At 44.9% G+C, this 13373-nt stretch carries 14 protein-coding genes; all 14 read left to right on the top strand.

Annotated elements, in window-relative coordinates; genetic code table 11:
* The first annotated feature begins 5 nt into the window (after window positions 1–5).
* The 14 genes from WKT01_RS12120 to WKT01_RS12055 all read left to right on the top strand — a co-directional run bounded on the left by WKT01_RS12120 (window position 6) and on the right by WKT01_RS12055 (window position 13372).
* The gene (locus WKT01_RS12120) at window positions 6–962 is read left to right on the top strand and encodes a leucine-rich repeat domain-containing protein (RefSeq protein ID WP_059066329.1); all 957 of its coding nucleotides are present in this window, start codon (window positions 6–8) and stop codon (window positions 960–962) included.
* Between the two features lie 14 nt (window positions 963–976).
* The gene (locus WKT01_RS12115; protein WP_059066330.1) at window positions 977–2311 is read left to right on the top strand and encodes a vWA domain-containing protein; all 1335 of its coding nucleotides are present in this window, start codon (window positions 977–979) and stop codon (window positions 2309–2311) included.
* 15 nt (window positions 2312–2326) lie between these two features.
* Window positions 2327–3838: an ATP-binding protein gene (locus tag WKT01_RS12110; RefSeq protein ID WP_270395744.1), complete on the top strand. Its 1512-nt coding sequence runs from the start codon at window positions 2327–2329 to the stop codon at window positions 3836–3838.
* A gap of 118 nt (window positions 3839–3956) precedes the next feature.
* A complete protein-coding gene (locus WKT01_RS12105; RefSeq protein ID WP_059066332.1) occupies window positions 3957–4592 on the top strand; it encodes a lactate utilization protein in 636 nt (211 codons plus the stop codon).
* Window positions 4593–4607: 15 nt separating this feature from the next.
* Window positions 4608–5447 carry a class B sortase gene (gene srtB / locus WKT01_RS12100; RefSeq protein ID WP_082667419.1) on the top strand — a complete coding sequence of 280 codons (840 nt, stop codon included), beginning with the start codon at window positions 4608–4610 and terminating at the stop codon, window positions 5445–5447.
* Window positions 5448–5467: 20 nt separating this feature from the next.
* Window positions 5468–5665 (top strand): DUF951 domain-containing protein, encoded by a 198-nt coding sequence (locus WKT01_RS12095; RefSeq protein WP_059066333.1) that lies wholly within the window; start codon window positions 5468–5470, stop codon window positions 5663–5665.
* A gap of 124 nt (window positions 5666–5789) precedes the next feature.
* Window positions 5790–6077, top strand: coding sequence for a 30S ribosomal protein S6 (gene rpsF / locus WKT01_RS12090; RefSeq protein WP_059066334.1), 288 nt, complete (start codon window positions 5790–5792; stop codon window positions 6075–6077).
* Between the two features lie 14 nt (window positions 6078–6091).
* Window positions 6092–6535 (top strand): single-stranded DNA-binding protein, encoded by a 444-nt coding sequence (locus WKT01_RS12085; protein ID WP_340312527.1) that lies wholly within the window; start codon window positions 6092–6094, stop codon window positions 6533–6535.
* 25 nt (window positions 6536–6560) lie between these two features.
* The gene (gene rpsR / locus WKT01_RS12080; protein ID WP_015527519.1) at window positions 6561–6827 is read left to right on the top strand and encodes a 30S ribosomal protein S18; all 267 of its coding nucleotides are present in this window, start codon (window positions 6561–6563) and stop codon (window positions 6825–6827) included.
* 141 nt (window positions 6828–6968) lie between these two features.
* Entirely contained in the window at window positions 6969–8690 is a 1722-nt protein-coding gene (locus WKT01_RS12075) for a hypothetical protein (RefSeq protein WP_340312523.1), read from the top strand.
* A 261-nt stretch (window positions 8691–8951) separates the two neighbouring features.
* A complete protein-coding gene (locus WKT01_RS12070; protein ID WP_340312522.1) occupies window positions 8952–9662 on the top strand; it encodes a FadR/GntR family transcriptional regulator in 711 nt (236 codons plus the stop codon).
* Between the two features lie 274 nt (window positions 9663–9936).
* On the top strand, window positions 9937–11016 hold the full coding sequence (locus tag WKT01_RS12065) for a Gfo/Idh/MocA family protein (protein WP_340312521.1): 1080 nt from the start codon (window positions 9937–9939) through the stop codon (window positions 11014–11016).
* Window positions 11017–11032: 16 nt separating this feature from the next.
* Window positions 11033–11893 (top strand): sugar phosphate isomerase/epimerase family protein, encoded by an 861-nt coding sequence (locus WKT01_RS12060; RefSeq protein WP_340312520.1) that lies wholly within the window; start codon window positions 11033–11035, stop codon window positions 11891–11893.
* Window positions 11894–11938: 45 nt separating this feature from the next.
* Window positions 11939–13372: a GntP family permease gene (locus WKT01_RS12055; RefSeq protein WP_059066340.1), complete on the top strand. Its 1434-nt coding sequence runs from the start codon at window positions 11939–11941 to the stop codon at window positions 13370–13372.
* The last annotated feature ends 1 nt before the right edge of the window (window position 13373 follow it).

Genomic DNA, 13373 nt, shown 5'->3' with positions numbered 1-13373 from the left:
AAGATATGAAAATTCAGTATAGGATACAAAACCAGGAAATCGAAGTGGTCAGGTGCTTTGGGACAGACAGTAAGATCTGGGTGCCGGCAGCGATAGAGGGTATGCCGGTGACAAAGATTGCCGCATATGCTTTTTCGGCGAGGAAAGATAAAGAGGAAGAGGACGTACTGCTCTATGAGACAAAAGGAGTCTTAGCATTTGTAGAAGAACAACGTGTATTGGCAGGGGAAGAAGTAGAAGAAGTCAGGCTGCCGGATACATTGAGAGAAATTGGAAATTATATTTTCTACGGCTGCAAAAATTTAAGAACCTTAGCATTTTCCGATAGCCTTACACAGATCGGAAGCGGCGCGTTCACAGGGTGCAGCGGTCTTTCTAAACTACATGTACACATGCTGACGGGAGACAAATCTTGTGTGAAAGAGATCCTGGGTGATCTATGGCAGCGGATAGACGTTGTATTTTCCTATATAGATGGACGCAGGATACAGCTTGTATTTCCAGAACATTATGAGGAAGCTGTGGAAAATACTCCTGCCCGGATTTTATTTACACAGCACCATGGTTCCGGCAATAATTACAGACAGTGTTTCTATGATAAGAAAGTGGACTGCCGGAAATATGATGAACTGTTCCCGGTTGCAAAGGCGCGGGATAAGATTCCTGTCCTTACAGACTTGGTGTTTAGCCGTCTGTGTTATCCGGCAGAACTTACAGAAAGTGCGCGCCAAAGCTATGAACAGTTTGTAAGGGACAGGCAGAAAGAAGTACTTACTTATCTGATCGAGGCGGAGAAGATAGAGGAGTTAAGGGAGCTGTCCAGGCGGAGACTCTGGACTAAGGAAGGAATGGAAAGGGGAATTGAGGCGGCGGCAGGACAGCAGAAAACAGAAGTCATGAGTTTTCTTATGCAGGAGAAGCATAAGGCGTTTCCGGAGCAAAGAAAGAAATTTATACTATAGAACAGGAGGACTCTATGGAAAAATGGAAAGAAGGCGCAGAAGAGAGAATACAGAAAGAAGCGGCTGAGAAGCTTCAGCAGATCGGCTGTCAGATCCTGCGGGCTTCCAGAGATGAACTGTATCTTGGCATGCGTTTTCTGGATGTGGCTCTGAGCAGTTTTTTGTATGTGATGGATCCGTCTGTCACACCTTTTGGAACAGACGGGTATACGATGTATTTTCATCCGTCTCAGCTGGGTGGAATGTACAGACAGAATCGTATCCTCGTCAACAGAGGGTACCTGCATATGGTTCTGCACTGTATTTTCCGTCATATGGTAAAACGGGGGATGGACAACAGATACTGGAATGTAAGCTGCGATATAGCGGCAGAACATATCATAGATGGATGTGATCAGCGGGCGGTGCGTTTCTCCAGAAGCCTTTTGAGGAGGGAGACGTACCGGCGGTTAGAAAAAGAACAAAAAACACTTCATGCGGAACGAATCTATCAGCTGTTAACGGAGTGGGAACTTTCGGGAAAAGAGATAGAAAAATTGGAACAGGAGTTCTGCGTGGATGACCACTGTTATTGGGAAAATCAAGATCCACAGAAGAAACCGGATTCCAATCTGCAGAAAAAGTGGCAAAAGATCGACGAGAAGATGGAGACAGATCTGGAGATATTTTCAAAAGAAGCCTCAAAGAAAAGCGGAGATTTTTTAGAACAGCTGAAGGTACAGAATAAAGAACGCTGCGATTATAAAGAATTTTTGCGGAAATTCTCTGTATTTCGGGAAGAAGTCTCGGTAGATCCGGACACCTTTGATTATCATTTCTATAGTTACGGATTATCTTTGTACGGCAATATGCCGCTTATTGAGCCCCAGGAGACAAAGGAGGTCAAAAAGGTCAAGGAGTTTGTGGTCGTCATTGATACTTCTATGTCTTGTTCCGGCAGTCTTGTAAAGAGATTTTTAGAGGAAACATACAGTGTACTGACAGAGACGGACGGTTTCTTTCAAAAGGTCAATGTCCATATCATACAATGCGATGAAGAAGTACAGTCTGATGTAAAGATCACCTCCGCAGAAGAATTAAAAGAATATATGGAACATCTGCGGCTTTTCGGAGAGGGCGGGACGGATTTCAGACCGGCATTTTCCTATTGTACACGTTTGCTTGAGTCCGGCGAATTTGAAAACTTGAAGGGGCTTATTTATTTTACGGACGGATATGGTATATATCCGCATAAAATGCCGCCCTATCAGACTGCGTTTGTCTTTCTGGAGGAGGAGTATGAGGATGTAGATGTGCCTCCCTGGGCGATGAAATTAATATTGACCGAAGAAGAGTGGGAACAAAAATAGAAAGGGAGAAACAAGATGGATATAAAACGGGCAAAACAAGAGATCAAAGACTCTATAGAAGCTTATTTGAAAAAGGATGCCTTTGGGGAGTATGTGATCCCTGCTGTGCGCCAGCGTCCGGTCCTTTTGATGGGGGCGCCGGGGATCGGGAAAACACAGATCATGGAGCAGATCGCCAAAGAGCTGCATATCGCTCTGGTGGCCTATACGATCACACATCATACGAGGCAGAGTGCTGTGGGCCTGCCGTTTATCAAAGAAAAAGAATTTCAGGGACAGACGGTTTCTGTGACGGAATATACGATGAGCGAGATCATCGCCTCTGTCTATGAGAAAATGGAAAAAACAGGGATGAAAGAAGGCATTTTGTTTATCGATGAGATCAACTGTGTGTCAGAGACTCTGGCACCTATGATGCTGCAATTTTTACAGGGCAAAACATTTGGAAATCAGGCGGTACCGCAGGGCTGGATCATTGTAGCGGCGGGAAATCCGCCGGAATATAATAAATCTGTGCGTGAATTTGACGTGGTGACGCTGGACCGTTTAAAGAAAATAGATGTAGAGCCGGATTTTGCCGTCTGGAAAGAGTATGCTTACAGACAGGAAATACATCCTGCCGTCATTTCCTATCTGGAACTTCGCGGAGAAAACTTTTACCGGATTGAAAATACAGTAGATGGAAAACTTTTTGCGACAGCACGGGGATGGGAAGATCTTGCCAGATTCATAGAGGTGTATGAACAGCTTGGGAAAAAGGTGGATCGAGACGTGGTATCCCAATATATCCAGTATCCTACCATCGCAAAAGATTTTGCCAACTATCTGGAACTCTGGTATAAATATAAGCAGGATTACGCTGTGGAAGACATACTAAAAGGCAGGTGGACGGAGAACGTTTTAAAGAAGATCAAGGAGGCGGCTTTTGACGAGCATTTAAGTATCATCAGCCTGTTAAACGGAAAACTTTCCTCTCTTTTTACAGAGTGTTTTAAAATAGATGCATTTGTATCTAAACTGTATGAATATCTTGTATATTATCGGGACAACAAGGCGGTAATGCTGCTGGAGGATGTAAAGAATCTGGCGCAGAAGGATCTGGAAGGGCAGAAAAAGGCGGAGAGCCTGACAAAGCGGGAAGAACAGATCTTTCTAAAAGTGATCGATACGCTGGAGCGGTATGCACGGGACCTGAAAGGGGAACTTTCTATCGGAGACGCCGCTTTTGACAAAGTGCGCAAATTCTTTGCGCATGAGACAGAAGAAAGAGAGATATATGTGGAACAGACCGGCGCGGCGCTGACTCATGTGTTTGATTTTATGGAAGCAGCATTTGGAGAAAGCCAGGAAATGGTTGCTTTTATTACAGAATTAAACGCGAACTATTACAGCGTCTGGTTTATCAAAGAAAATGGATGTGATCAGTATTACAGATATAACAAAGGTCTGTTATTTGATAACAGGCAGCAGGAGATATTAAGTCAGATGGATGAAGCGGAGGAGCTTTTGAATATGGGAATCAAATAGATTCCATTTGCAGGATGTGCTATAATATAGAAACAGGCGCATAGCGTGTGAATATGCAGTTGACGAGTATATCTGTCAAAGCGCCGATCGGGTTGTAGAATAGAAAGGAGCAGGGAAAATGGATGTCAGAGAGAAGAGAAACGACGCATTGGGAAAGCGGGTCGTAAAGGCGCTGGAATCCCGGAATATGGAAGCATATTATGTGAAAACAAAAGAAGAGGCAGTCTGTAAGGCACTGGAGCTGATCCCAAAAGGAAGTACTATCAATATGGGCGGTTCTGCGTCTGTCCGTGAAATCGGACTGACAGATGCGCTTTCCGGAGAAGAATATAGATTTGATGATCGTGACAAAGCGGGAAGCCCTGAAGAAAAACAGGCGATCGCAATGCGGGCATTTACCTGTGACTACTATCTGGGCAGTGTCAACGCCATGAGTGAGGACGGTATTCTGATCAACATTGATGGAAATGCAAACAGGATTGCGGCATATTCTTTCGGACCTAAGAATGTGCTTTTGATCGTTGGCATGAATAAGGTTGTAAAAACCGAGCAGGACGCCATGAGCAGAGCAAGAAATGAAGCTGCGCCTGTCAATGCGCAGAGGTTCGGGATCGATACGCCTTGTGTAAAGAACGGGAGCTGTTTTAATTGTAAAAGTGAGCAGTGCATCTGCTGTCAGATCTTAGTTACGCGGTTTTCGAGGATACCCAAAAGGATAAAAGTGATATTAGTAGGAGAGGACCTGGGATTTTAAGGAGCAAGAGATAAGATGGATAGAAAAAAAAGAAGCGGCGCACAGGATAACAGACAGCGCAGAAAACATGCACATTCTTCCGGACAGAAGAAAAAAGCGCAGGGTGGCAAAAAGACCTTTAATGTCATATCTACGATCGTTTTACTGGCAGCAGTCTGTGTCTTTGTTTTTTCGGCATATCAGTTGATCATGATGTTGGCGCCGTATTATGTAGGCGGAAAAGAATATGATGAGATCAAAGAGTTGGCGATCACGACAGATGATAAGGGGCAAGGATTTTCAGTAGATTTTGACGCGCTTCTGAAAGAGAATCCGGATACAGTGGCGTGGATCCGGTTTGACGAACCTTCTGTCATCAGCTATCCGGTGGTCAAGAGCAAAGATAATGAGGAGTACCTCACAAAGACCTTTACGGCCAACGACAATAAGTTGGGCGCGATCTTCATGGATATGAGAAGTAATTCCAGCTTTTCAGACAGGAATACGTTTATATACGGGCACCATTTGAACAGTGGAGGAGAAATGTTCTCCAAACTCAATGAATATGAAGAAGAAAGTTTTTGCAAGGAGCATCCATATTTTTATATTTATACACCGGATGGAAAAACAAGGACATATCAGGTATTCATGGCGGGGGTTATAAAAGATACAGCAGAAAACTATACAATGATGTATGCTACAGAAGAGGACTATGTAAAATATCTGGAAACCTGCCGGCAGTCATCGAATTATACAGTGGATGTGGAGCTGAACGCGCAGTCCAAAGTCGTGAGTCTTTCGACCTGTACGAATGTCCGGGATGATGAAAGATTTCTGGTACAAGGTGTGTTGGTAGAAGAAACAGGCGGAGAATAAAGGCGGGAGAGTAAAAGAAAATGGCAGAAAAAACAGAAAAATATGAAGTCGGCGATACGATCCGGATGAAAAAACCGCATCCCTGCGGCAGCCATGAATGGGAAATCCTGCGGGTAGGGGCTGACTTTAGATTAAAGTGTACAGGATGTGGACATCAGATCATGGTGCCGCGCAGACTGGTAGAAAAAAATACAAAAGAAATTAAGAAAAAGGCTTGAAACAAACGGAACCTTATGGTATGATAGTTAACCGTGACATACTGTCGTTTAATGACAGAATTTAACAATCCTTGCTCCCGGTTTATCCGGGGGCCAAAAAGACCATAAGGAGGTGCAAGAACACATGAACAAGTATGAATTAGCTGTTGTTGTCAGCGCAAAACTTGAAGATGAGGCGAGAGCAGACGTCATCGAGAAGGTAAAGGCATTGATCGCACGTTTCGGCGGCAATGTAACAGATGTTGACGAATGGGGCAAGAGAAGATTTGCTTACGAGATCCAGAAGATGAAAGAAGGATATTACTATTTCGTCCACTTCGAATCTGACGCGACTGTTCCGGGCGAAGTGGAACAGCGTATCCGTATCATGGACAATGTTGTCAGATATTTGTGCGTGAAACAGGAAGCATAGAGAAAGAGGTATATATGAATAAGGCGATTTTGGTAGGAAGGTTGACAAGAGATCCTGAGATTCGTTATTCACAGGGTGAAAATGGAACAGCAGTCGGCAGATATACAGTAGCTGTAGACCGCAGATTTAAGCGGGACAATGAACCTACTGCAGATTTTATCCCGTGTGTTGTATTTGGGCGTTCGGCGGAATTTGCGGAGCGATATTTCCGCCAGGGAATGAGAGTTTCTGTTTCCGGGCGTATCCAGACGGGAAGTTATACGAATAAAGATGGCATCAAGGTGTATACGACGGAAGTTATCGTAGAAGAGCAGGAATTTGCAGAGAGCAGAGCCGAAAGTGAAGCAAATAGAGGCGCTTTCCAGCAGTCAGTTCCGAGTCCGGCGCCAAGTGTTGACGCAGGAGACGGATTTATGAATATTCCGGACGGAATTGACGAAGAATTGCCGTTTAATTAGAGAATTGTGAAAGGAGAGACTGATCATGGCTTACGAAAAAGGAAGCAGACCAGAGGGCGGTTTCAAGAGAAGAGGCCCGGCGCGCAGAAGGAAAAAAGTATGTGTTTTCTGTGGAAAAGAAAACAATGAAATTGACTATAAAGATGTAGCAAAATTAAAGAAATATGTCTCTGAAAGAGGCAAGATCCTTCCTAGAAGGATTACAGGAAACTGTGCAAAACATCAGAGAGCTCTTACAGTAGCGATCAAGAGAGCAAGACATATCTCTTTGATGCCGTATGTACAGGACTAATTCTATAAGAAATATAGCAGGATACTATATGGAAATAAAATTCCGTATAGTATCTTTTTTTGGTTGACAAAAATTTGAGGGGGGGGGTATACTAAAATTATTATGGATAAAGAGCTATTAAGAAAGGGGAATTTTTAGGGTATGAGAAAGAAAGTATTACCGATGCTGTTGGCTCTATGCATGCTGGTAGCACTTCTTCCTATTACAACACATGCGCAGGACTATACCGAGTGGAATGACAGTGCGAACCTTCCGACGAGCGACGGCGTCTACAAGCTGACGACAAACGTGACTTTAGAAACAGAATTTTCCAAGTATCCCAGTGTTAGGGGAAATGTCGTTCTGGATTTGAACGGACATACGGTAACGGTTGCGGGATATGGACAATATGCATATTTTCTGTATTCCGGTGCGAGCCTGACGATCGAGGATAATCTGGGCGGCGGAAAGATCACGAATGCAGGAACGGGATCCATGAAAACGCTGATCCAGGTAAATGGCGGCAGCCTGACGTTGGCAGGGGGAACTCTGGAAAATGGCAGCGCTAATGGGTATGCACTCTTTGCAAACAGCGGAAGTGCGGTACAGATATCCGGCGGAACCGTGATCAACAACGCATCCGGCGGACATGCCCTGCAGGTAAACGGAGATGGTACGGCTGTCACAATGACAGATGGTGTCATTGAGAATACGGCAGAAGGCGCAGATGCAGTATATGTCAATAACGGCTCCTTTGCTCTGGGAGGAGGCACAGTTAAGACAAGCGCGACCTATTCTTCCAAAGCAGCAATTTATGCAAATAACGGTGCTGCGGCTGTGACGATCTCAGGAGGAAATATTGAGTCTGCATCAATGGGTGTCTATGCAGCGCTTACGCCTGTTTCCGTGACCGGAGGAACGATCACTTCTACAGGACATCCGTTCCAGACGCGATATACAACGATCGAACCGGCAGATGGCAGCGAGGTTATTGTCAACAGTGACAAAGAATTGTTCTATACATTCAGCGGTTCGAACAATAGTGTGCATGGCGGCGATTTTTATGTGCCGGGGATAACAAAGGCATATACAAGTGAGAACCCAAGTACGACTACGATCACAGCAGGTGTATTTGAGACGCCTCCGACGGACTATGTATCCGGGGATGAGATTGTATTGGGATATACAGGAGAAAATGGGAATCTGTATGTTGTCGGAACGGAAGATCTGATCAACGCAGCGATCGATGTGATGGCAGAACCAGGGTCTCAGCTGGAGATTTTAAAGGGAGACGCAGATCTGCAGATTGATAAAGCGGGAATAACGGTATCCAATTCCGGCGGCGGTTCTGTAAGTGTCAATGGTCAGGAAGTAACAGGACAGGATCCTGTTGTTACACATGTCAATGTAAAGAAAGTTGAGAGAAAAGAAGCTACTTGTACAACAGACGGGAATATTGCATACTGGTATTGTGAAGATTGCGGAAAGTATTTCAAAGATGCCCAATTGACAGAAGAGATCACGCAGGAAGAAACCGTCCTGAAGGCAAAAGGACATACGGCGGTAAAAGTATCGGCAAAAGCAGCTACTGCGAAAGAAGCAGGAAATATTGAATATTGGTACTGCAGTGCTTGTGACAAGTATTTTAAAGATGCGGCTCTTACACAGGAAATCTCACAGAAAGATACGATCCTTCCGGCAACGGGAAGCAAGGACCCGGGAAAAGATACTGGCAAGACAGAGGAGAAAGCACCGGCTAAGACTTCCTCCGTGCCAAGCACGGGAGATCATGCGAACGTATCCGTTTTGTGGATCTTACTGGCGGCAGCAGCGGTGTGTGGAACAGGGGCTTTCGTAGGTATCAGAAAGAACAGAAGAAAATAAAACATATATGGCTCCGCCAAAGATGGAGTTGAAATATGCGGCCCTTGTCGTCTGAAAAATACAGACGGCAGGGGCGTTTTTCTTCTTGTTTTTTTATTTTGTATACACTGCGGCGACAATGGGTAGTTCACAAGTGTTTGTTTTGTGGTAAAATAATGGCGTCAGCATATAGCGGCGCCGACGATTTTTTATACAGGCAGAAGAAAGTGAAAATGTTACATTCCGACTAGGGAGTGAGAAGAAAAGGAGCAGGGCGGGAATATGGCAAAGAACTTAACGGGTATACAGCATATATTGCTGGCCGAACAGGTAGAAGAACAAATTTATGAATATATCACACAGCAAGATTTAAAGAGTGGAGAACGTCTGCCAAACGAGTTTAAGCTTGCTGAGAAATTTGGGGTTGGCCGCAGTACGATACGGGAGGCGGTGAAACTCCTTGTTTCCCGTGGAGTACTGGAGACGAGGCGGGGATCAGGAACCTATGTGCAAAATCTTGTGCCCTCGGATCTGGATCCGCTGAATCTTAGAAACGTCGAGGATAAGGTGGCTTTGGCCATGGAGCTGGTAGACCTGCGTATGATATTGGAGCCGGGGATTGCGGAACTGGCAGCCTACAATGCTACCGAAGAAGAAATTCAGATACTGCTTGCGAAGTGTGATGATACAGAGGAACGTATACGAAATAAACAGCCGTATATCCAGTCAGATATTGCTTTTCATACACATATCGCGCTTTGCAGCAAGAACAAAGTGATCGAGCAGTTGGTGACGATCATTGAGACGGCAGTCATGATGTTTGTGAATGTGACCCATAAACAGCTGAGAGACGAGACAGTCACTACGCACCGCGCGATCGCGGAGGCGATCGCCGAGCATGATCCGATCGGAGCGAGAGCGGCGATGACGATGCATATCACGTATAACCGCAGTCTTATAAAAGAGATACTGAAAAAGGAAAAAAGGGTATGATAGTGAGAACGCTGGATTTAGAGTTCCGAGTCAGGAACTCTTTTTCTTTGCGTAAAAGTAGTCAGACTAATTTCACACTAGAAAAGGATAAAATATATCAAAAAATACAAAAATTAGCGAAAAGTACTAAAATAAAGCGGCGAAAACAGGAGAAAAACAAATTTTTTTAGTCATAAAGTAGAACGAATATGTGACAACTTGATATGACAACTTTGAGATGTTATATTTTTTTTGAACAATATATATAACAGAATGAGAAAGGAAGGGAAAGGCAATGAGCTTGAAAACAGGAATCATAGGCTGCGGAAAAGTGGGAGATTTTCATGCGAAGGCGTATGCGGGACTGGAAAATAGTACTTTTACTGCTGTATGTGACGCAAATTACGAGCGTGCAAAGGCTTTTGCGGATGCATATCATGTAAAGGCATATACAGATATTGCAGAGATGATCCAGGCAGAACACTTGGACGTAGTCAGTGTCTGTACACCGCATCCGTTACATGCGAATCCGGCAGTCATAGCAGCAGAAAACGGTTGTAATGTACTGATCGAAAAGCCCTTGGCTTCTACTCTTGCTGATTGTGATAAGATCATTGAAGCAGGCGACAAGAATCATGTGACGATCGGCACGATGGTACAGCGGCGCTTCTATCGTCCATGTATGCGTATCCATCAGGCGATCGAAGACGGCAAGATAGGCAAACCTGTGTTGGGCATGGTCACAATGCTCGGATGGAGAGATGAGGCCTATTACCAGAGTGACGCATGGAGAGGCACATGGGATGGCGAAGGCGGTGGTGTGCTGGTCAACCAGGCGCCTCATCAGTTGGATCTGCTTCTGTGGTATATGGGGGATGTAGATGAGGTCTACGGCGTATGGAAAAATCTGAATCACCCATACATTGAAGTGGAAGATACGGCAGTGGCAGTCGTGAAGTTTAAGAGCGGCGCGATTGGAAATATCGTGACAAGCAACAGTCAGAATCCGGCGCTGTACGGAAAAGTACATATCTTTGGCGAAAATGGAGCCGGAGTCGGTGTGCAGACAGACGGAGGAGCTATGTTCATCGCAGGTATGTCTACGATCACAGAGCCGCCGTATAACGACTTATGGACGGTGCCCGGTGAGACAGAGATGCTGGAAGAGTGGAAGAAAGGGGACTGTGATTTCTTCAATAGTGTAGATTCCATGTATCATTACCACCGTGAGCAGATAGAAGACTTCCTAAAAGCTGTGGAAAATGGTACGAAACCGCTTGTAGACGCCAGAGACGGACGCAAGACAGTAGAACTGTTTACAGCGATCTATCGCAGCACAGAGAGTGGAATGCCGGTGAAATTTCCGTTGAAATAAAGAAAAGAGGAAGACTATGTATACATCTTATAATGAAGCCTGCGGCAGAGACTGTTCAGATCTGATGACGGATCTGCAATTATGCGAGAAAGCAGGGATGGACTATATCGAGATCCGACTGGATATGCTCAGAGATTTTCTCAAAACGGGAACAATAGAAGAATTACAGAACTTTTTTGCAAAAAGCCATGTAAAGCCACATGCGATCAATGCTGTATATCTGCGTCAGGATTTTTTGAGAGAAGGACAGGAGGGAGCGGAGGATCCGGTTATGCAGGATTTCCTTTTATCCTGTGAAGTGGGAAAAGCAATCGGCAGCCATTATGTGATCATTGTGCCGCCGCTTGATCCAAGCGGAATATTCACAGGCGATGTACAGGAGACAGAAAAGGATTGTGTACGCATCCTCAAAAAACTTTCCCAATTGGCGCGTCCGTATGAAATGAATCTTTGTTTCGAGCTGGTGGGATTGAAAAAGAGCTGTGTACGGACGATCGAGGCTGCAGACCGTATTGTACGAGCCGTGGACGAAGACAATGTAGGGTTTGTCTTTGACTCTTACAATATCTATCTATGTGGGAAATGCAATGATTTCTCCAAGATAGAAGAGGTACAGTCTGAAAAGATATTTGCCGTTCATCTGATGAGCGCGGATGATGTGCCGGAAGAAGAGATGGGACAGGATAAGCGCTGTTTCCCAGGTGAGGGAGTTGTCGATACAGACGCTTTTTTGAAGACTCTGAAAAAGGTAGGGTACAACGGAATGGCATCTGTGGAAACGTTCCGGCCGCAGTATTGGCAGCAGACACCCGAATGGGTGATCGAGAATGCCTACAGGACAGTATATGCAGCTTTGCAGAAAAATGACTGCCTGTAGAAGTATATATAATTATCTAAATCAAGAAAGAGAGGAATTAAAAAAATGACACCATTACAATTTGTGATCATGTTGGCCGTAGCCATTGTTATTTTGACGATACTGACGTTGAAATTCAAAATGCATCCGGTCATGGTACTGTTTCTGACCGCTACATTCTGCGGTCTTGCATCTGGAAAAGGAATCGTAGATACGTTTGCTTCCATAACAGAGTATTTTGGTTCAACATTAGGCTCCATCGGCGTTATGATCATCTTTGGAGCGATCATCGCATCCGGTATCAACGATACAGGCGCTGCTACCAGTATGGTAAACTACTTTATCCGCCTGTTTAAAGGAAAATGCCTGGAGCTTGCTCCATCTTTGACAGGCTTCATCATGAGTATCCCGGTATTCGGCGATATCGCTATCATCCTGAACGCACCGATCTCTGCAATCCTTGCAAAGCGTAAGAAAATGGGTATGCAGCAGGTGGCTCCTTTTGTCAACTTAGGTCTGACACTGACACATGGACTTGTACCGCCTACACCGGGTATCCTGGCAGTATCTGTTCTGTTGGGCGCGGATATCGGTACAGTGATCATCTTGGGCCTGATCTGTTCTGTTATCTCTTTTGCAGTTGTATACCTTGGACTTCGTCCAATCTACGCAAAGAGCGAGTATGTAGCTCCATTGCCGCAGTATACAGAAGGAATAGAAGAAGTAGAAGATACGAAAAATGTAGAAGCGCTGCTGATCAAAGAAGACAATGTTCCAAAATCTATCGCAGCATTTACACCACTGCTTTTGCCGGCAGTTATGATCGCGGTTGGTTCTATCGGTAAGTTGTTCTGTGAAGAGGGATCTGGCTTATACACATTCTTTAACATTTTCGGAAACACGGTACTGGCCCTGTTTGTTGGTATCTTGGCTGTAGGCTTCATGGCGCTTGGACGTAAGAAGAAAGTCATTGACAAAGCAAATGAGGATGGAAATGGCTGTGCATTGACAGAAAAGAGCAGCTGGTTTGAGATTGTTATGAATAACTGGGTAGAGCGTGCGTTAAAGATCGCTATCGGCGCCCTTCTTATTACAGCTATGGGCGGCGCTATGGGCGGTATCCTTCGTGAAAATGAAGCGATCCAGACAATCGGAGAAATGATCGGAGGAAGCTCTTTCCCTGCACTTCTTGTACCATTTATCATGGGTGCGATCCTGATGACAGTATGTGGTTCTATGACAACAGCGTCAATGACAGCAGCCGGACTGATGGCTGGATTGATGCCGGTTCTGGGATTGAACCCAGTCGTTACAAGTCTTGCTATCGGATGTGGCTCTATGGTAGGATGGCATGTAAATAACAGTGGATTCTGGATTTTCTCTTCACTGTATGGATTCAACGCGAAACAGGGACTCAAATATTTTACGACAACAAATGCTCTTGGCGGAATCGTTGCATTTATTGTTTTAGCTATCCTGGTCATGGTAGGTATAGCGTAAT

Origin of the sequence: Mediterraneibacter sp. ICN-202921 (genome assembly GCF_037890075.1) — a bacterium.
GTDB lineage: Bacteria > Bacillota > Clostridia > Lachnospirales > Lachnospiraceae > Mediterraneibacter > Mediterraneibacter massiliensis.
This window is presented reverse-complemented; position numbering and strand designations above follow the sequence as displayed.

What these genes read in the sequence shown, in the direction of transcription:
- WKT01_RS12120 (WP_059066329.1), top strand. Translation starts at nt 6, where the DNA reads ATGAAAATTCAGTATAGGATACAAAACCAGGAAATCGAAGTGGTCAGG.
- WKT01_RS12115 (WP_059066330.1), top strand. Translation starts at nt 977, where the DNA reads ATGGAAAAATGGAAAGAAGGCGCAGAAGAGAGAATACAGAAAGAAGCG.
- WKT01_RS12110 (WP_270395744.1), top strand. Translation starts at nt 2,327, where the DNA reads ATGGATATAAAACGGGCAAAACAAGAGATCAAAGACTCTATAGAAGCT.
- WKT01_RS12105 (WP_059066332.1), top strand. Translation starts at nt 3,957, where the DNA reads ATGGATGTCAGAGAGAAGAGAAACGACGCATTGGGAAAGCGGGTCGTA.
- srtB (WP_082667419.1), top strand. Translation starts at nt 4,608, where the DNA reads ATGGATAGAAAAAAAAGAAGCGGCGCACAGGATAACAGACAGCGCAGA.
- WKT01_RS12095 (WP_059066333.1), top strand. Translation starts at nt 5,468, where the DNA reads ATGGCAGAAAAAACAGAAAAATATGAAGTCGGCGATACGATCCGGATG.
- rpsF (WP_059066334.1), top strand. Translation starts at nt 5,790, where the DNA reads ATGAACAAGTATGAATTAGCTGTTGTTGTCAGCGCAAAACTTGAAGAT.
- WKT01_RS12085 (WP_340312527.1), top strand. Translation starts at nt 6,092, where the DNA reads ATGAATAAGGCGATTTTGGTAGGAAGGTTGACAAGAGATCCTGAGATT.
- rpsR (WP_015527519.1), top strand. Translation starts at nt 6,561, where the DNA reads ATGGCTTACGAAAAAGGAAGCAGACCAGAGGGCGGTTTCAAGAGAAGA.
- WKT01_RS12075 (WP_340312523.1), top strand. Translation starts at nt 6,969, where the DNA reads ATGAGAAAGAAAGTATTACCGATGCTGTTGGCTCTATGCATGCTGGTA.
- WKT01_RS12070 (WP_340312522.1), top strand. Translation starts at nt 8,952, where the DNA reads ATGGCAAAGAACTTAACGGGTATACAGCATATATTGCTGGCCGAACAG.
- WKT01_RS12065 (WP_340312521.1), top strand. Translation starts at nt 9,937, where the DNA reads ATGAGCTTGAAAACAGGAATCATAGGCTGCGGAAAAGTGGGAGATTTT.
- WKT01_RS12060 (WP_340312520.1), top strand. Translation starts at nt 11,033, where the DNA reads ATGTATACATCTTATAATGAAGCCTGCGGCAGAGACTGTTCAGATCTG.
- WKT01_RS12055 (WP_059066340.1), top strand. Translation starts at nt 11,939, where the DNA reads ATGACACCATTACAATTTGTGATCATGTTGGCCGTAGCCATTGTTATT.